Below are 16,726 nucleotides of genomic sequence, written 5' to 3' on the forward strand. Positions count from 1 at the left end.
GGAGCACGCACCGGCGGCCGAACACTGAACGCGTCGGACAGATGACCGGGGCCACCGCCGCTGCGTTCGCGCCGGCGGCGTCCTTTGGAGTGACGGTCGGGGCGTACGGGTGAATCGGTTCTCCAGCGGCGGCCACGCGGTGGTGGACTGGCCGGGATGCGAGACGGGCCCCCGCTGTCTCCCCCCTCAGCCGTCGGCGATGTCGCCGCGGGTCGGCAGCGAGGCGGCCCTCTCCGCCGGGCCGGGAAAAACATGACGGTGGTTCTTCCCGGCCCGGCGTACGGCGAGGGAGTCACCCGGCGGCGCCGCGTCCCCGCCGGTAGAGGATCCCGCCGCCGATCAGCAGCGCCGCACTCGCCGCCGCTGCGGCCAGCACGTTCTGGTCGGTCCCGGTCTGGGCCAGCCGTTCGTGCCCGCCCATGACATGGGCCGCCCGCGCCTCGGGCTCGGTCAGGCCCTGCGCCGCCGGCGGCTGCTTCGTGACCGGGGGCTCCACGCTGCGCACCGCGGGCGGAGCGGCCTCGGAGCTGTCCTCGGGCGCGGCCACTCCGTCGGAACAGCCGTTGCCCATCGCGGGGTTGGCGACCCCGGTCACGTCCACGGTGTTCCCGCACACGTTCACCGGAGCGTCCACCGGTGCCTGTACGGAGTTGCCCGACAGGATGCCGGGGGAGCCCGCCGTCTCACTGCCCGCGTGCGCACCGCCACTGTCGTTCCCCCGGGACGAGGGGGCGGCGGCGCGGTCGGAACCGGTGCCCTGGGCGGACACCGGACGCGAACCGCCTTCGTTCGCACAGGAGTTGCCGGACGCCGGGTTCAGCGCGCCGACGACGTCGACACTGTTGCCGCACGCGTTCACCGGGACGTCCACCGGGGCCTGGACCGTGTTGCCCGAAAGAATGCCGGGGGAGCCCGCCGCCTGCCCGTCCGCGCCCGACGCGGCGAACGCACTCGAGCCGGGCAGGGACAGAATGCTCGTCGCGGCGGCAGCCGCGACCATTCCCAAATTCAGGGCCTGTCGCATTGAGTGGTCTTCCTGCTCGCTAGATGAAAGAGCCGGCCTTGGAGTTCGAGGCGTCCAAGGCCGGCTCAGCCACGGCCTGTCGGCCGGGGCGAGGGATCAGTCGTTGTTGGCGCAGGCGTTGCCGATGGCCGGGTTCAGACCCGCGATCCCGTTGACGGAGTTGCCGCACACGTTGACCGGTACGTGGACCGGGATCTGCAGGAGGTTGCCGGAAAGGACGCCCGGCGAACCGACCGCGGCACCCTCGGCACCCGAGTCGGCGAACGCCGGAGCGGCCATACCGAGAGCCAGCACAGCACCGGCGATGATCGTCGCGCTCTTCTTGAGAGTCACTCTCTCTACCCTTCTTTCGTAGGTCATGACGGACGCCAGGACCTCGGTATGAAAAACGAGCGATTAAGCGGAAAGAATTGAGCCGTCCGCGTTAAAGAACGCGCTCGGAGCAGCCGGTTCGAAGCAACCGTGAGGCAAAGAAAACGGGCCGCCCGCCTGCGAAGGCGGACGGCCCGGGTTTCCGGGAGGCCGGGAGGCCGGATTCCCGGGAGACCGGATCAGCCGTTGCCGGTGCCGTTCCCGGAGAGGACGGGGATGTCGTCCACGATGTGCGAGAGCGGCTCGTCGCCCTTGCCCTGCGTGGAGTTCTCCGCGCACTGCTGGTTCTGCGGCGCGGACAGGACGGGGACGTCCTGGACGGAGACCGGCACGAAGAGGCCGAACACGGGGCCCACGTTGCCCTTGACCGGCAGGCCGATGCAGGGCTTGTTCAGCGAACCCTGGACCGCGCCGAGCTGCGGGCTCTGGGCCCCGTCGGTCGTGGAGTTGCCCTGCGCCTGGGTGGCGCCGTTGCCGCTGGAGGACGTGGGGCCGGACTCGTCACCGATGGCCAGGGCCTGAGGAGCTGCCGCAGCCGAGACGCCGACGACCGAAACGGCGACCGCGGCCGCTGCCATTGCCTTCTTGAGCATTTTCTGTTCCTTTTTCGACAGACGTCAGTTAACGCTCCCTGGTCAACAGGCCCGTCGGCGCAATGGTTGCGGCCCTTCACTCGGTCGGGCCGTGCACGCGGAAAATGATCGACCGATTGTCATTTTTTTCGAGAGAACCCTGAGTGAACCCGTGAGGGTGAACCGGGACAACCATGTGCGTAAATCGGAGTTGGGCAGGGGGCTCCCGGGTCGGGGGCCACAAGAAAGGGAAAACATCATGATGAAGAAGGTCATGGCGGCTGCCGCAGTCGCCGCCTCGGTCGCCGGTATCTCGGCCGTCGCCGCCCCCCAGGCCATGGCGACCGGCAACGACACCGGCACCACGTCCTTCAGCGGCAACGGTGCCGAGCAGGCCTACGGCAACTCCGCCACGTACGGCAACATGAGCCCGCAGATGGCGCTCATCCAGGGCTCGCTCAACAAGCCCTGCATCGGCCTCCCGGCCAAGGCCAACGTCGGTTCGCTCGTCGGCGTCGTGCCGGTCTCCGTGCAGGACATCCCGATCCTGTCGGCCCCGCAGAACCAGCAGTGCGTCGAGAACTCCACGCAGGCCAAGGGCGACGAGCCCCTCTCGCACATCCTGGACCAGATCCCGGTCCTCTCGGGCAACGGCGTCGGCAACAACTGACCCCGCGCGTCATTCCGTTGGGTCCCCGGCCTGTCCGGCGGCCCAACGGCCATGACCGTCGCCGGGCCAGATGTCCCGCGACACGATCTCGTCCCACTCCCGGTCGGGCGCACCCGGCAGCGTTCTGCCCTGGTCCCGCCACCGGTCGAGCAGTTCCCCGTAAAGGGGTTCGTCGATTCTGTATTCGGGCGACTCCCGGCTCTGCGGAATAAAGCCTTTGAGCGGTCGGCGCTTCTTGTTCTCAGGCACAGTACTTCGCCTTCCTCGGGGCGATCTCTGGCTTCCTGTTCCATATTCTTCGGTCGCCGAAACAGCCCGTAACAGCCCCCTTAGGGCGAAAGAGTTACTTCCACGCGGCACGCGGGACGGACACCGTCCGATTTATTCGGCTGGCATACGGTTCCGGAAGACCTGTCCCCCCGCTGTGGAGCGAATAAGGTGACAAAGAGTCCTTCACGAACCAGCCGTCGGAAAAAAGTCCGCATCGGTGCGGCAGCCCTAGGGGCTCTTCTCGCCACCGCCGTTTCCGTGGCGGGGAACTCCGTTTCCGCGATGCCCTACAAGATTCAGCGCGTCGATGCCTTCGGCGGTGTCGAAAACCGTCCTGACCAGGGCGCCGGCACAAACATCCTGCTCATGGGAACGGACACCCGGGCCACCATCACCGCCCGGGAGAAGAACAAATTCCACGCCGGCGGAGTCGCCTGCAACTGCACCGACTCCCTCATGCTGATCCACGTATCGCAGCGCCGCGACCACGTCAGCGTGGTCAGCCTCCCCCGGGACTCGTACGCGGAGATCCCCGAGGAGCGGAACGCCGCGACGGGCGATGTGCGCCCCGCCCACGCCGCGAAGATCAACGCGGCCTATCAGCAGGGCGGTCCCGCGCTCACGATCCGCACCGTGGAATCCATGACGAACGTCAGGATCGACCACTTCCTGCAGATCGACTTCCGCCGCTTCATCGACAGCGTGAACGCCGTCGACGGCGTGGACGTCTGCACCTCCCGCCGGCTCTCCGACTCGGCCACCAAGCTGGACCTGCGCCCCGGCCGGCACCGCCTCGGGGGCGGTCAGGCCCTGCAGTACGTCCGCTCCCGCCACGTGGACAACAGCGCCGACCTGGGCAGGATCCAGCGCCAGCACCGGTTCCTGGTCGGCGTCCTCAAGAGGCTCGACGCCGGCCGGTTCCTCGCCGACCCGGTCAAGGCCGACAAGCTCGCGCGGACCGTGCTCGGCTCCACCAAGGTCGACCAGGGCTTCACGCGGAAGGACCTCATCTCCTTCGCCCGCGACATGACTCAACTGCCCACGAACCGGACCGAGTTCACCACCGTGCCCATCGCCGGGTTCAACCCGGACATCCCGGGCGTGGGCTCGACGCTGAAGTGGGACAAGGCGGCGGCGAAGAAGACGTTCGACACGCTCAACCAGGACCGCGAGCTCACCCCGCGCAACGACACCACCAAGCCCGCCGACCCCCCGCGCATCGGGGTCGAGCAGAAGTTGCGCGGAAACACGCTGGCCTGCGCCTGACCATCTGTGCGCTGGGCCATTCGGGTTGCATTCCGCAACCGCTGTCCGTCCGGCTCGGTTGATGACCATGCGGCTTCCGGAACGGAGCCCGCCGATTGAAGGGATTCACCATGAAGAAGCTGTGGGCAACCGCGGCCATCGCTGCGTCCGTCGCCGGTATGTCGGCAGTCGCCGCCCCCCAGGCCCTCGCCGTCGGGGACGACACGGGCACCACGTCGAACAGCGGAAACGGCGCCTCCCAGGCGTTCGGCAACTCCGCGACGCACGGTGACATGAGCCCCCAGCTCGGGCTCATCCAGGGCTCGCTGAACAAGCCCTGCGTCGGCCTCCCGGCCAAGGCCAACGTCGGCTCGCTCGTCGGCGTCGTGCCGGTCGCCGTCCAGGACATCCCGATCCTGTCGGCCCCGCAGAACCAGCAGTGCGTCGAGAACTCCACCCAGGCCAAGGGTGACGAGCCGCTGTCGCACATCCTGGACCAGATCCCGGTCCTGTCGGGCAACGGTGCCGGCAACAGCTGAGTAGCTGAGTAAGCGCGGAAGCGGGGCAACCGGTCACCGGTTGCCCCGCTTCTTTGCGTTCGTGTTCTTCACGGGAGAAGGCACGTTCCTCACGGGAGAAGGCCGGCGGTGGTGACCGCCGGCCTTCTCGGTGTCCGTGGCTGTCTTCAGCTGCTTTCAGCTGACAGACGGGAGAACGTTCGTCACCGGGGCCACGAGGTCGGTGACCTGGTGCAGCTCGTTCAGCTTGTTCAGGCCGCCCAGCTGCTGGGTCACGGTGGGGATCTCGCCCTTGTGCTCGGCCGGGATGCCGGTGGTGGCGAGATCGTCGAGGCTGATCGGCTTCACACCGAGAGGTGAGCCGGGGGCGGCCTGGGCGGCGGGCATGGCGAGAGCGGAGGCGCCGGCGGCGAGAGCGACCGCGGCGAGAACACGTCGTGTGGAGATCATGCCCGTATCAACGGAATTCGGACGCCCGGGGAAACGGGGGCGAGGGTTCGCACACCCGACGGGCGTACGGATTTCGCCCGTGCCGGGGGCGCGCGGTGGGCGGTGTGAAGGTTCGTCGGGGCGCTGAGGTGGAGATACAGTCCGGCAGGGTCGGAGCGGGGCGCGGACCAGGGGAAGGGCCGACATGCTGGAAGTTGTGGCGCTCAGTGCGCTCACCACGTTTCTCACCGGGATGTGGAACGGGGCCTCGGGCGAGATCGGCAAGCAACTGAGCGTGTCCACCGGTGTGTTGGTGAGACGCACGCTGGGACGGGACGCGCCCGTGCCGACCGGTCCGGAGGGCTGGGAGGACCTGGCCCGTCAGATGCATGAGCGTCTGGGTAGGGATCCGCAGCTCGCGGGGGAGTGGCTGAGGCTCGTACAGAGTCTTCCGGAGCCGACGGGTGCGGGGACGTGTGCGGGTGGACTTCCGCCCGCGCCACGGGATTTCACCAATCGTCAGAAAATCGTCAAGCGGCTCAAGCGGGAAGCCACGCGGCGTCCTGCGGGCCGGCCGCGTGTCGCGCTGCTGCACGGGCCGCCGGGAATCGGCACCACGTCCGTGGCCCTGCACCTGGGTGCTCTGTATCGATCTCGCTTCCCTGACGGGCAGTTCTACGTCGATCTGCGGGACGCCGCCGGGGAGAACGGGCTCGACCCGGCCGCCGTCCTGTTGCGTCTGCTCCTGAACATGGGCGTCGAGCGCGACCGGATGCCGCCCACGGCGGCGGGCCGCGAACAGCTCTACCGGCGGCTCACCGCGCACCGTAAGGCACTGGTCGTCGTCGACCACGCGTCGTCGTACGCACAGGTGCGGCGGCTCGTTCCGGCGTCGCCCGATGTGTTTCTGCTGGTCGTGGTGTCGGGGCGGCCGTTCGCGCTGGACGCGGAACGGGTGGCCGTGGCCGGGCTGAGCGACCGGTACGCGGTCCGCATGATGCGGAAGGTGGCGGGGCGGGAGCGGGTTGCCCGTGCCCGGCGGGAGATGCCGGCGCTCCTTGAGGGGTGCGGGGGCAATGCCTTCGCGCTGAAGACGGCGGCTCTCGCGCTGCGGGACCGGGAGGACGTACGCGTTCCGGACCAGGGTCTTACGGGTGATCCCGTACGGGACACGATCCGGGGCGTGTGCGATCGCCTGCGGCCGGAGACGGCGCGGATGTGCCGGCTGGTAGCGCTGGGCGGATGGCCTGCGATCGACGCGCACCTCGCCGCTGCGGCAGCGGACGTGACGGCTGAGGAAGCCGACGGGATGCTGGCCGAGGCGGCGGAGGCGCGGCTCCTGGAGCTGGTGCCGGGCGATCGTTATCGCTTCCGGCCCGAAGTGCGGCGCTATCTCGCGGACACGGCCGGGCCCGAGCTCGGTACAGCGGCGTGTTCCGCCGCCGTGGACCGCGTGCTCGACGCCCTGCTGCGGCGCGCGCTGCACGCGGCGCACTCGGCCCTGCCGCAGAGCTGGCGCACCGAGCCCGCCCCGGAGGAAGGGCCCGCGTACGGCGGCGAGGCGGCGGGGGTCGCCGCGCTGGGAGCAGAGGTCGGCAATCTGGTGCGGGCGGTGTCGGTGGCCGAGGAGTACCGGCACGTCGATACGGCGCTGCGCCTGGCGCGCGCCCTGTGGCCGCTTCAGCTGAAGGCCGGGTACTGGGACGAGGTGCTGCCCGCGCTGCGTGTCGCCGTCCGCTGCGCCGACGAGCGTGAGCGGGAGTCACGTGAGCCGGAGGCGCGTATGGCGGAGGCGCGTATGGCGGGCGCGTTGCACTTCCAACTCGCGCACTGCCTGGGCGAGTTGAAGCAGTTCGAGGATGCGGGGCGGGAGGCGCGGGCCGCCGTCGAGTGCGAGCGGGCGGCCGGACACCTGCGGGGCGAGGCGTCGGCGGTGGAGTTGCAGGGCCTGCTCGGGCTGCAGGACTGGAAGTACGAGCCGGCGTACGAGTGCTTCGTCGAGTCGGAGGGGATCTACCGGCGGATCGGGGCGGGTGAGGAGGGTGCGGGGGATGTTCCCCGGGCTCTCGCGCTCTCCGGGCGTCATCAGGGGCGCGCCCTTAGGGGCCGGGGTCGGCTGGACGAGTCGCGTCGGCTCCTGGAGGTAGCGGTGGACTACTTCAAGGTGCAGGGCGAGGCGTACAACCAGGCACGCTCTCTCACCGACCTCGCGGAGACGCTCCATGACGCGGGTGAGGACGCCGAAGCGATCTCGCGGATCGCCGAGGCGGAGCGGCTGCTCACCCCGGAGGCCACCCCGCACCTGAGCTACCTGGCGAATCTGCGTCTGCGGTGCGAGGGGGCCGGCTGACGGTCACCGAGTGCGGGCCTTGGGCTGCGTGGACGGTGAGTGTGGTGGGGCGGTCGTCGGGTGCCGGTGTCTTGTGGGACGTCAGCCAGGCGTAGAGGGCGGAGGCGTACGCGGCCGGGTCGAGGTCCGCGTCCGGTCCTGCGGACAGCTCGAAGAGGCCGTGGCTGCGGGTCCGAAGTGTGCAGGTGTCCGGGCCGCTGACGTATGCGGCGGCGGAGCAGTGTGCGTGTCGGCGGAGGACCTCTGCCGTCCATGCCACTGGGCTGCCGAGGCGCGGGTCGTCCGGTGCGCCGTCCCGCACGATCAGGTCGGCCGACTCCAGGTCACCGGGGTTGCGGGTGTCCTCGTGCACGGCGAGATGGGCGTCGCCGTCGGCGTCGTAGGGCTGCACGGTGGACCGCTGGAGTGTGATGTCGGTGCCCTGGACTCGGGTCAGTACGTGGAGGGGGGCCGTGCGGTGCGGGGGGTCGTAGGGCGGGAGGGGGAGGGGTTCGAGGAGGGCGGGGGTGGTGGGTTCGGGGAGGTCGAGGAGGGCGTAGAAGTGCTTGCGGAGGAGTGGGGCGGAGGCGCCGGGGGCGGAGGTGACGAAGTCGGCGGGGTGCGGGGAGTGGGTGTGGTGGGTGCTTTCGACCTGCGGGCGCAGCGGGGCGTGCGGGTCGAGGCGGGGGGCGTTGCGGACGAAGGTGGCGAGGGGCGCGTCGGGGTCGAGCCGGTCCTGGTCGGCGGCGGCCAACAGGACAGGAACGTCAAGGGCGGCGGCGTAGTACGTAACGGCGCCGAAGTCACCGATCACGAGGTCGGCGGCCAGTAGGGCCTGGCGCCAGCCGAGGTCGGGGTCGATCAGGGTGAGGCCGCTGCGGCGGGCCCGGTCTAGCCAGGCGCGGATCTGGCCGGGGCCGTGCCCGTGCCAGATGTTCGGGTGCAGGACGGCTGCCAGGCGGTAGTCGTCGGCGGGGAGTTCGGCGGTCAGGCGGGGGAGCAGACTGGGGAGGACGTCCTGGCCGCCGCCGTCACCGAAGAACCCTTCCGGGTTCCAGGTGGAGTTCAGTACGACGAGACGCTGGCCTTGACGTACCCCTAGGGCGCGCCGGAATCGGTCCCGGTAGGGGCGGGCGGCGAGCATCCGGTCGAAGCAGGGGTCGCCGGCGAGTACGGCGGAGTCGACGGCCGGCGGGCAGACGTGCCGCAGCCGCGCCAGCTGCTCGGGGTGGGAGAGGACGAGCCCGTCGACGAAGGGCGAACCGTCCGCGAGGAGCCAGTCTGGCGATAGCCCGAAGGTCGCATCCGCGTTCTTGGAAGCGTCCGGCTCGTGGCTCGTGGCTCGCGGCTTCCGGCTTCCGGCTTCCGGCTTCCGGCTTCCGGCTTCCGGCTTCCGGCTTCCGGCTTCCGGCTTCCGGCTTCCGGCTTCCGGCTTCCGGCTCCCGGCTCCCGGCTCCCGGCTCCCGGCTCCCGGCTCCCGGCTCCCGGCGTGCGTAGTTTCTTAGTGTATCCAACGCCATGCGAGAGAACGGTCAACTTGCCCTGGATCAGGTCGAGTTGGCCGCCGAAACTCGCCGACACCGCAAGGTCGACCGGCGTCGCGAGGGCCTGCTCCCAGGGCAGTACCGGCAGCCCCAGCCCCGCGAACAGCTCGCTCACCCCCGACTGGAACGGCGACGACCCCGTCGACGTGACGAGGAGCTGTACGCGGAAGTCGTCATGGAACAGGGGCAGCACATCGAGGAGCCGTCCGGCCGAGGTGACGTTGTGGACGACCAGCAGCACACGGCGGCTCGCCGCCCGGCTGGTCCACAGCCCGGCGTCCCGACCGACCGGCACACGTATGTGCCGGGGCTCCGTCGCCCCCACCGGCCACCTCCTGATCGCACACGTTCCACCGGGCGATCACCCTAACGGGCTCGGAGAACTCAGAGGTCGAGCGTCGGAACGTGGCCGCCGGGCGCGGGGCGTACCCGCGTCAGCAGGCATTCCTCCAGGAGGGTCGCGTAGATCCCGGCCCGAGTGGGGGCAGGGTGGTTCGGGGGCCAGACGCGTCGGCGGTAGACGCAGCGGTGGCCGCGGAAGAGGACCACGGCCGTGGCGGCGACGACCGTCCCGCCGGTGGCGCCAACCGTCCCGCCGGTGGCGCCGGTCGTCACTTCCCAGGTGAGCGACTCCAGTTCGCAGCCCCGCCGTTCACAGAGATCCCGGACAGCGCGGCTTGCGTACCCGAGGAATTCGTCGGCGTACTCGCGCGGACCAGTCGTGGGCGGCCAGGCCATCAGTCCCTGTCGGAGGTGGTGTCCGTGGTGCCGCGGGTCGTGTTGAAGGTGAGGTTGGAGAAGTCCCGGCCCTGGACCAGAGTGCCGACCTGGGCGTTTCCGCCCACGATGTTGTGCACGTCGCCGCCGGCGGCGCCCGCCTGGGCCTCGCGCCACCACTCGTCGAGCCGTGCGCGGAACTCGCCGTCCAGAGCGGCCCGTACACCGAGAGCCGTGGCCAGTGCCTGGGCGCGCATCGGGTCGGCGGGGGCACCCTCAAGGTCGGCGACCTCCAGTTCGCCGGAGCTGACCTGAGGCTCCGCCCCGTCCTCCTCCGAACGCCGCTGGAACGGGCGCCGTACCAGCGCGGTCAGCCCCTGCCAGGTCTGGCGTCCCGCTTCGCTGCCGAGGCTGCCGGCGAGTGCGGCGAGGGCCGCCGCGGTGATCGGGTCCATGCTGGGGCTCCCCCTCGGTCGGCGTCGGATCGTCCTCAGCCTAGGGCCCGTCGTCGAATTCCCGCCTGCCGGGCGCCGCCTGGCCCTAGGTCCGCGCGGACGCATCGTCACGTCGCAGGCCTGCCCATAGTGTTGGCGCATGGCTGAGGAGACGCGGAACAGTGTGGACGGGCGTGCGGACCTGGTCGTCCAGTCGGGGCACATAGGAGAGCTGCATCTGCACCAGCACGGCCCGGAACTTCCCGCGCCGCCCTTGCAAATCCCGCCCGCCTTCGGCCCGTTCGAGAACCGTCACGCCGAGCAGGAGCGCATCGCGCGCGCCCTCGACGAACACCAGCTCCAGGGCGGCCCTCCGGTCATCGCGCTGACCGGCATCGGCGGCATCGGCAAGACGGCGCTCGGTTTCCACGTGGCCCGCGGCTTCACCGAGCGGTACCCCGACGGCGTGCTCTACGTCGACCTGGACGACCTGCGCCGGGACGACGGCGTCGTCGAGGTGGCGGACGCCGTCGGCGAACTCCTGACCGGGCTCCGCGTGAAGCCGGCATGGCTGGAACGGTCCCAGGGCGGCCGTATCAAGCAACTGTGGGCGAAGACCCGGGACCAGCGGATCCTCGTGGTCGTCGACAACGCCCGCTTCGGGACCGAGGTGCTTCCTCTCGTCCCGTCGTCGTCCCGCAGCCTCGTGATCGTCACCAGCCAGGGCGCCCTGTACGACCTCGACGGCATCGCGGCGGTCGAGGTGCCGCTGGGCCCGCTGGCCGTGGACGACGCGGCGCGGTTGCTGGGGCGCCTCGTGGACGACCCGCGGCTGACGGCGGAACCGGACGCGGTGACCGACCTGGCGCGGGGCTGCGGCGGGCTGCCGGCCGCGCTCCTGGTGGCGGGGCAGTGGGTGCGCAAGTACCGCCGGCGCAGCCTGTCCCGGCTCGTCGCGGAACTGACGGCGGAGTTGCACGAGAAGGGCATTCCCATGGTTGAGGCGGTATGGGACGCGGCGTACGCGGGTCTGACGCCGGAGGCCGCGCGCCTCTACCGGCTTCTGCCGCAGCATCCCGGCCCGAGGGTCGAGGCGCCGGCCGCCGCCGCTCTGCTGGCGTCCGGTCGCGCGGTCGCGGAGGACGCGCTGGAGGAGCTGGAGTCGGCGGGGCTGCTGGAGCCTGTGGGGCGGCTGGAGTCCGCGGGGGTGCTGGAGTCCGCCGAGCCTCTGGAATCCGCTGAGCCCATGGAAGGCGCGCCCCAGGGCTGGCGCCTGCACGGCCTCCTGCGCGGACACGCGGAGCGGCGCGCGCGGCACGAGGACCCCGACGGAACGGAACGAGCGCGGGCCCGCCGCTCGCTGATCTCCTGGTACCGGCGCCAGGCCGCCCACGCGGACGACCTGGCGGCGGGCTCGCGGTTGCGGCTCGCGGTGACACCGGACCCCGTCGACGCAGACGTGCCGGACGTACTCGACATGCCCGGTGTGCCCGGCGTACTCGACGTGCCCGGTGTGCCCGATGTCGAATTCTCCGGGAAGCCGGAAGCGCTGAGGTGGCTGGAAGCGCAGCGGCACGCCCTGTTCGGCTGTGTCCAACTCGCCTTCTACGACGGGCAGTTCGAGGACGCGTGGGCCCTGTGCGAACCGTTGTGGACGCACTTCCTCGACCACCCGCACTACGCGGACGTCACGGACGCGTTCCGTACGGGTGTGTCCGCCGCCGACCGCGCGGAGTATCTGCCGGCCATGGTCCGGATGCGGCTCCAACTGGCCCGTCCCCTCTGGGAACAGGAGCGGTACGAGGAGGCGGCCGAGCAGCTGAGGCAGGCCCTCGGCGCAGCCGCCGGCCTGGGGGAGTCGAAAACCGAGCGCAAGCTGCTGGCGTCGACCGTGGAGTTCCGGGGCGTGCTCAAGGCGGAGACCGGGGACCTGGCGGGCGCGGCGGCCGACTTCGAGGCGTCGAAGGCGATCCACGAGGAGATCGGCAACGCGTACGGAGTGTTCCTCCAGACCTATCTGCTGGGCAAGAACGCGCTGCGCGGCGGGCAGTACGAGGAGGCGGTGGCCCTCCTGCGCCCGGCCCACGACATGGCTGTGGAGCAGAAGCGGGAGCGGATGGAGGCGCGGTCCGCGCTCGAACTCGGCAGGGCGCTACGCCTGGTGGGCCGGCCCGAGGAGGCGCAGCCGCTGGCGGAGGCCGCGCTCGCCGGGGCGCGGCGGCGCGGTTCCGGCACGGACGAGGTCCGCGTACTGAAGGAGCTGGCGCACCTCGCCGAGGCCCGGGGGGACGCGGACGCCGCCCTGGAGCACCGTACGGCGGCGAGCGCCATCGAGGCCCGGAACGGGGTGTCGGCCGAGGGGGCTCAGATTTCGTAGTCGACGTCGTCCGCCTCCGGGAGCGCGAGATGTACGCGGACGGTCAGCGTTCCCGTATCGCACACCAGCGACGCGGGAACGGCGACCGAGGCCGGACCGGCGCTCAGCCAGGCGTGCACCGCGGACGCCACGGCCGCCGGATCGGCGTACGACATCTGGCCGTCCTCGTGGTGGGGCTCCACCCGCACGCTGAACAGGCCTGCCGTGCGGTGCCTGACCAGGCACCGCCGGGGTGTCAGGACCGCGACCGCCGTCCGGCAGAGCGGCGCCTGAGCCAGGACCTGGGCGGTCCACCCGCCCGCCGTCCATACGGTCGCGTGGACGCCAGGGCCCGTCGTCTGCGCCGCTCGGCGCCACAGCACCGCCGCACTCTGCACCTGGCGGGGCCCGGCGGCCGGGTGCTCGGCGGCGATGTGGTGCACCGGCTCGTGCGTGTGCGTGGGGAAGCGGTCGACGGCGATCCGGTCACCGTCCACGTCGGTCCGCACGGCGAAGGCGACGGGCCGGCGCGGCACGGTGGAGGGCGGCGGGAACGCCCGCGCCTCCGGCTGCCCGTCCGGTGGCGGGCGTAGTCCGAGCAGTCGGTAGAGGTGTTGCCGCAGCTGCGACAGCGCCCGCCCCTGCCAGGCGAACGCGTCGGCCGCATGGCCGCGGGTGTCCGTCTTCAGCGCATGGCGCAGGGCGTCCGGCAGATCCGCGGCCTCCGTGAGCCGGGGCGCGGCGGCGAGCAGCCGTCCCATCGGACTGTCGGATATCAGCTCGTGGCCGCCGTCGTACGCGCCGACGACCGGGCGGCCGAGCGCGGCGGCGTAGAGGGCGGTGGAACCGTGGTCGGTGACCACGGCGTCGGCCGCGACCAGCAGCGTCGCCCATTCCTCGTAGGGGCGGGCGAGCACGAGACCCGCGGCGAGGGCGGGGGCGAGCTGCCGGGAGAGGTCGAAGTCTCCGGTTCCGCTGTACTCGTTGGGGTGCAGGACGAGGGCGACCTGGAAGGAATCGTGGGGGAGTACGCGGAGGAGGTCGGCCGGCAGCGTGGGGCGGCGGGCGAGGAGCGACTCCGGTCCCCAGGTCGACGTGAGGACGACGAGCTCGCGCGGGCCGGTACCCAGGGCGGAGCGGTAGTCGACGCGGTGGGGGACGGAGGCGAGGAGCCGGTCCAGGGTGGGGTCACCGACGACGGCGGCCGCGCGCGTCGCCGCGGGGCAGTGACGCGCCAGGCGGGACACCTGCTCCTGGTGGGCCAGGGCGTGCAGGTCGGCCCAGGGTTCGCCGTCGGTCAGCAGGTAGTGGGGGTCGAGGCCCGAGGGGACGCCGGCCGACCCGTCGTCGGCCACGGTCTTGTTGAACCCGGCGCCGTGCGGCAGCAGCGCCCGCGGCCCCGACAGCTCCCGGAGCGCTCCCTTGGGACTGGCCGCCAGTACGAGGTCGTGCCTGGTCCGCAGGGCTTCCTGCCAGGGCAGGGTGCGGGCGCCGGAGTGCTCCAGTGCGGCGAGGGCGTCGACATCGAAGTCGGAGCCGGGCGCGAGCGTGAACCGGGTGACGACCCGGCCGTCCCCCTCGAAGACGGGCAACACGTCGAGAAGCCGATGCAGGGCTCCTGCGGAACGGACGGCGACGAGGACGGAGCGGTGGCGGGGCTGGGGCCGTGGCTGCCGCCGTTGCTGGGGGCTGGTCACCGCCTGTGCCCCGCGCCCCGCGTCCGGCTGCCCGCGTCCGGCTGCCCGCGTCCGGCTGCCCGCTGCCCGCTGCCCGCTGCCCGCTGCCCGCTGCCCGCTGCCCGCTGCCCGCTGCCCGCTGCCCGCGAAATTGTCAATTACACGGTTGTAGGGCATTTGTCCATGCGTGGATGCGCCGGAAAGCTCAGGGGCGTCGTCGTGAGCCAGGTGCGGCATGGCCCCGATCGTATCGACCGTGAAATCCCTCGCGTCCTCAGCCGACGAACCGCTCGTGCCCGGCGCCGACGATTGCCGCGCCCCCGGCGAGGGGAGCATCGCCCCATGACCTCCATCTCCCCTTTCCTCGACCGGAAGTTGGCCCGCCGCTTCCGTACGTACGACACCGACGGCAGCGGCTTTCTGGAGCGCTACGACTTCGAGGGCGCGGCCACGCGCATGGGCGACGAGTTCGGGCTGGCCCCGGACGATCCCGCGCGCGAGCGGTTCGTCGGCCTGTGCGTGGGGCTGTGGGAGCACCTCGCCGCCGTGGCCGACGCCGACAAGGACGGCAGGATCAGCGAAGCCGAGTACAAGTCGGCTTTCGCGCAAGGGCTGTTGGAGACGGAGGAGTCCTTCGACGCGGGGTACGTGCCGTTCCTGGAGGCGCTCGTGGCCGTGGTCGACGCGGATGGTGACGGCCGCCTCACCGTCGAGGACCACATCCGCTGGACCGGCTCGCTGATGAACGTGTCCGAGGCGGACGCCCGAGAGATCCACCGCCGCCTCGACACCGACGCCGACGGCTACGTCACCACCGCCGACCTGCTGACCGCGATCCGCGCGTACTACTTCGACGAGGCACCGGACTCGGCGGGAAGCTGGCTGCTCGGCCCGCTCGACGCCTGAGACCGGAGGTTCATAGATTGACCGGCATGACCCCTCAACCGCCCCCCGACCACCAGCACACCAAGAAGCCGTTCCTGTACGTCGTCGTGTGCGCGTCCGGCATCGCCGGCGACGTGGGCAAGCTGATCACGGCGGCGCAGGAGGCGAACTGGGACGTCGGTGTCGTGGCCACGCCACAGGGGCTCGGCTTCATCGACGTCACGGCGGTGGAGACGCAGACCGGCTACCCGATCCGCTCGGCGTGGCGCCGCCCCGGCGACCCCCGTCCGCTGCCGCCCGCCGACGCGATCGCGGTGGCCCCGGCGACGTTCAACACGATCAACAAGTGGGCGGCCGGCATCTCCGACACCCTGGCCCTTGGCATCCTGTGCGAGGCGTACGGCATGGGCGTCCCGATCGCCGCCCTGCCCTACCTGAACGCGGCCCAGGCCGCCCACCCCGCGTACCCGCGCAGCCTCGGCGTGCTCCGCGAGATGGGCGTCCGGATCGGCTCGCGCGAACCGCACGAGCCGAAGGCGGGCGCGGGCGCGGACAGCTTCCGCTGGGAGGAGGCCCTGGATCTGCTGGACGGGCATTGAGTGATCCGGGCGCGGCCCACGTACGTATGGGGGAAGCACACTGCGAGAGGAGAGACGATCATGAGTCTCCTGAAACGAGCGGCGGTGACCTGTGCCTCGGTCGCCCTGGTCGGCGGAGTGGCGGGCATCGCAGGAGCCCCTGCCTTCGCGGCCCAGCCCAACCAGTCCTGTCAGAACCCGGCCACTTCCATGACTCCCGGGAACTCGATGGGCGCCCGCGGCTCCGCCTTCAACCCCAACGGCGTCGCCGGTACCAAGTACGCCGGTACGCAGCCCCAGAACTCCAACAACCCCAAGTCGGTGGCCCAGTACGACGTGGCCTGCGCCCAGGTCTCGACGCACTGAGAACACGGCACGACCAGTAACGCGCGTATCTCCGGCTCCGCCCGAGCCGGATACGCGCCGAGCCGGCTCCGCCCCGAGCCGGCTACGCCGCACACGGCGGCCGGCGGGCCAACGCGGCTCACCGGCCCGTCGGCTCATCGCAAGCCTCTCGTCGGCCCCGGGGCCCGAGGCTGTGAACTTCCGCCCGGCGATGGGAAGATCACCGCCCTACCGCGCCGCACAGAGGGGGCTCGAGGTGCCGTCCACCGAGCTGAAGCACACGTTTGAGATCGCCGCGCCACCGGAGGAGGTGTACGCGCACCTGGCCGAACCGTCGCACTACATAGGCCTGTCGCCGCTCCTCGTCGCCGTCCGCGACGTGCGCCGCAGTGGCGGAACCGTGAACTACACAGCCGTGGAGCGCTTCCGGTTCCTCGGGTTCCTGCAACACGACAACATCATCGACGTCACGCTCGTCGCCACTCCGGACGGCCTCCCGCACTCCGCCAAGATCTCCGGCGAGGTCCGCAGCCCCGCCCGTATCCGCATGAGCTACAGCTTCACCATCGAGCGCCACGAGGCCGGCAGCGTAGTCACCGACACCCTCCACCTGCGCACACCTCCAGGCCTCCTGCGCTTCGCCGCCTCCCAGGCGGGCGCGGTCCAACAGGCCCGAGCCCGAGTCCTGACAACCCGCCTGACCCAGCCCGCCTGACGTCCCGTCTGCCGACGGACACTTGACGTGCACGCGTCGCTCTATAG

At 71.2% G+C, this 16,726-nt stretch carries 18 protein-coding genes; 9 read left to right on the top strand and 9 right to left on the bottom strand.

Annotated elements, in window-relative coordinates:
- Positions 1–292: 292 nt before the first annotated feature.
- The 3 genes from ABZ893_RS26340 to ABZ893_RS26350 all read right to left on the bottom strand — a co-directional run bounded on the left by ABZ893_RS26340 (position 293) and on the right by ABZ893_RS26350 (position 1,989).
- Positions 293–1,024 (bottom strand): chaplin, encoded by a 732-nt coding sequence (locus tag ABZ893_RS26340; protein ID WP_361407972.1) that lies wholly within the window; start codon positions 1,022–1,024, stop codon positions 293–295.
- A 96-nt stretch (positions 1,025–1,120) separates the two neighbouring features.
- On the bottom strand, positions 1,121–1,303 hold the full coding sequence (locus ABZ893_RS26345) for a chaplin (protein ID WP_361408294.1): 183 nt from the start codon (positions 1,301–1,303) through the stop codon (positions 1,121–1,123).
- Between the two features lie 272 nt (positions 1,304–1,575).
- Positions 1,576–1,989, bottom strand: coding sequence for a rodlin (locus tag ABZ893_RS26350; protein WP_361407973.1), 414 nt, complete (start codon positions 1,987–1,989; stop codon positions 1,576–1,578).
- A gap of 238 nt (positions 1,990–2,227) precedes the next feature.
- Here ABZ893_RS26350 and ABZ893_RS26355 point away from each other — a divergent pair, with 238 nt between their 5' ends.
- Positions 2,228–2,638: a rodlin gene (locus ABZ893_RS26355; protein ID WP_361407975.1), complete on the top strand. Its 411-nt coding sequence runs from the start codon at positions 2,228–2,230 to the stop codon at positions 2,636–2,638.
- 9 nt (positions 2,639–2,647) lie between these two features.
- Here ABZ893_RS26355 and ABZ893_RS26360 read toward each other — a convergent pair whose 3' ends face one another.
- Entirely contained in the window at positions 2,648–2,887 is a 240-nt protein-coding gene (locus ABZ893_RS26360) for a hypothetical protein (RefSeq protein WP_361407977.1), read from the bottom strand.
- A gap of 303 nt (positions 2,888–3,190) precedes the next feature.
- Between ABZ893_RS26360 and ABZ893_RS26365 the strand changes: the two genes are divergently transcribed.
- On the top strand, positions 3,191–4,174 hold the full coding sequence (locus ABZ893_RS26365) for an LCP family protein (RefSeq protein ID WP_361407979.1): 984 nt from the start codon (positions 3,191–3,193) through the stop codon (positions 4,172–4,174).
- Positions 4,175–4,284: 110 nt separating this feature from the next.
- Positions 4,285–4,692, top strand: coding sequence for a rodlin (locus ABZ893_RS26370; protein WP_361407981.1), 408 nt, complete (start codon positions 4,285–4,287; stop codon positions 4,690–4,692).
- Between the two features lie 156 nt (positions 4,693–4,848).
- On the opposite strand, the gene ABZ893_RS26375 is transcribed toward ABZ893_RS26370, so the two are convergent.
- A complete protein-coding gene (locus ABZ893_RS26375; RefSeq protein WP_361407983.1) occupies positions 4,849–5,121 on the bottom strand; it encodes a hypothetical protein in 273 nt (90 codons plus the stop codon).
- 184 nt (positions 5,122–5,305) lie between these two features.
- On the opposite strand from ABZ893_RS26375, the gene ABZ893_RS26380 reads away from it, so the two are divergent.
- The gene (locus ABZ893_RS26380) at positions 5,306–7,450 is read left to right on the top strand and encodes an ATP-binding protein (protein WP_361407985.1); all 2,145 of its coding nucleotides are present in this window, start codon (positions 5,306–5,308) and stop codon (positions 7,448–7,450) included.
- Here the strand turns inward: ABZ893_RS26380 and ABZ893_RS26385 are convergent.
- From ABZ893_RS26385 to ABZ893_RS26395, 3 genes are all read right to left on the bottom strand, one after another.
- On the bottom strand, positions 7,380–8,573 hold the full coding sequence (locus tag ABZ893_RS26385) for a hypothetical protein (protein ID WP_361407987.1): 1,194 nt from the start codon (positions 8,571–8,573) through the stop codon (positions 7,380–7,382). The genes ABZ893_RS26380 and ABZ893_RS26385 overlap by 71 nt on opposite strands.
- Before the next feature lie 784 nt (positions 8,574–9,357).
- On the bottom strand, positions 9,358–9,711 hold the full coding sequence (locus ABZ893_RS26390; protein ID WP_361407989.1) for a hypothetical protein: 354 nt from the start codon (positions 9,709–9,711) through the stop codon (positions 9,358–9,360).
- Positions 9,711–10,145: a hypothetical protein gene (locus ABZ893_RS26395; RefSeq protein WP_361407990.1), complete on the bottom strand. Its 435-nt coding sequence runs from the start codon at positions 10,143–10,145 to the stop codon at positions 9,711–9,713. Before ABZ893_RS26395 ends, ABZ893_RS26390 begins: the two co-directional genes overlap by 1 nt.
- Before the next feature lie 139 nt (positions 10,146–10,284).
- On the opposite strand from ABZ893_RS26395, the gene ABZ893_RS26400 reads away from it, so the two are divergent.
- Complete coding sequence (locus ABZ893_RS26400) at positions 10,285–12,501, top strand: NB-ARC domain-containing protein (protein ID WP_361407992.1); 2,217 nt, start codon at positions 10,285–10,287, stop codon at positions 12,499–12,501.
- Here the strand turns inward: ABZ893_RS26400 and ABZ893_RS26405 are convergent.
- Positions 12,489–14,177 (bottom strand): translation initiation factor 2, encoded by a 1,689-nt coding sequence (locus ABZ893_RS26405; RefSeq protein WP_361407994.1) that lies wholly within the window; start codon positions 14,175–14,177, stop codon positions 12,489–12,491. The genes ABZ893_RS26400 and ABZ893_RS26405 overlap by 13 nt on opposite strands.
- A gap of 321 nt (positions 14,178–14,498) precedes the next feature.
- On the opposite strand from ABZ893_RS26405, the gene ABZ893_RS26410 reads away from it, so the two are divergent.
- The 4 genes from ABZ893_RS26410 (at position 14,499) to ABZ893_RS26425 (ending at position 16,679) form a co-directional block, all read left to right on the top strand.
- Positions 14,499–15,062 carry an EF-hand domain-containing protein gene (locus tag ABZ893_RS26410; protein ID WP_361407996.1) on the top strand — a complete coding sequence of 188 codons (564 nt, stop codon included), beginning with the start codon at positions 14,499–14,501 and terminating at the stop codon, positions 15,060–15,062.
- Positions 15,063–15,088: 26 nt separating this feature from the next.
- Positions 15,089–15,640, top strand: coding sequence for a flavoprotein (locus ABZ893_RS26415; protein WP_361407998.1), 552 nt, complete (start codon positions 15,089–15,091; stop codon positions 15,638–15,640).
- 60 nt (positions 15,641–15,700) lie between these two features.
- Complete coding sequence (locus ABZ893_RS26420; RefSeq protein WP_361408000.1) at positions 15,701–15,985, top strand: hypothetical protein; 285 nt, start codon at positions 15,701–15,703, stop codon at positions 15,983–15,985.
- Between the two features lie 235 nt (positions 15,986–16,220).
- Positions 16,221–16,679, top strand: coding sequence for an SRPBCC family protein (locus tag ABZ893_RS26425; RefSeq protein ID WP_361408002.1), 459 nt, complete (start codon positions 16,221–16,223; stop codon positions 16,677–16,679).
- The last annotated feature ends 47 nt before the right edge of the window (positions 16,680–16,726 follow it).

This window comes from Streptomyces sp. NPDC046821 (genome assembly GCF_040645335.1).
Taxonomy (GTDB): Bacteria; Actinomycetota; Actinomycetes; order Streptomycetales; family Streptomycetaceae; genus Streptomyces.

Excerpts from the sequence above, each read along its gene's own strand:
- ABZ893_RS26355 (WP_361407975.1), top strand. The coding sequence starts at position 2,228 with ATGATGAAGAAGGTCATGGCGGCTGCCGCAGTCGCCGCCTCGGTCGCC.
- ABZ893_RS26380 (WP_361407985.1), top strand. The coding sequence starts at position 5,306 with ATGCTGGAAGTTGTGGCGCTCAGTGCGCTCACCACGTTTCTCACCGGG.
- ABZ893_RS26410 (WP_361407996.1), top strand. The coding sequence starts at position 14,499 with ATGACCTCCATCTCCCCTTTCCTCGACCGGAAGTTGGCCCGCCGCTTC.
- ABZ893_RS26390 (WP_361407989.1), bottom strand. The coding sequence starts at position 9,711 with ATGGCCTGGCCGCCCACGACTGGTCCGCGCGAGTACGCCGACGAATTC.
- ABZ893_RS26365 (WP_361407979.1), top strand. The coding sequence starts at position 3,191 with ATGCCCTACAAGATTCAGCGCGTCGATGCCTTCGGCGGTGTCGAAAAC.
- ABZ893_RS26420 (WP_361408000.1), top strand. The coding sequence starts at position 15,701 with ATGAGTCTCCTGAAACGAGCGGCGGTGACCTGTGCCTCGGTCGCCCTG.
- ABZ893_RS26370 (WP_361407981.1), top strand. The coding sequence starts at position 4,285 with ATGAAGAAGCTGTGGGCAACCGCGGCCATCGCTGCGTCCGTCGCCGGT.
- ABZ893_RS26415 (WP_361407998.1), top strand. The coding sequence starts at position 15,089 with ATGACCCCTCAACCGCCCCCCGACCACCAGCACACCAAGAAGCCGTTC.
- ABZ893_RS26385 (WP_361407987.1), bottom strand. The coding sequence starts at position 8,573 with ATGCTCGCCGCCCGCCCCTACCGGGACCGATTCCGGCGCGCCCTAGGG.
- ABZ893_RS26375 (WP_361407983.1), bottom strand. The coding sequence starts at position 5,121 with ATGATCTCCACACGACGTGTTCTCGCCGCGGTCGCTCTCGCCGCCGGC.
- ABZ893_RS26345 (WP_361408294.1), bottom strand. The coding sequence starts at position 1,303 with ATGGCCGCTCCGGCGTTCGCCGACTCGGGTGCCGAGGGTGCCGCGGTC.
- ABZ893_RS26350 (WP_361407973.1), bottom strand. The coding sequence starts at position 1,989 with ATGCTCAAGAAGGCAATGGCAGCGGCCGCGGTCGCCGTTTCGGTCGTC.
- ABZ893_RS26395 (WP_361407990.1), bottom strand. The coding sequence starts at position 10,145 with ATGGACCCGATCACCGCGGCGGCCCTCGCCGCACTCGCCGGCAGCCTC.
- ABZ893_RS26400 (WP_361407992.1), top strand. The coding sequence starts at position 10,285 with ATGGCTGAGGAGACGCGGAACAGTGTGGACGGGCGTGCGGACCTGGTC.
- ABZ893_RS26340 (WP_361407972.1), bottom strand. The coding sequence starts at position 1,024 with ATGCGACAGGCCCTGAATTTGGGAATGGTCGCGGCTGCCGCCGCGACG.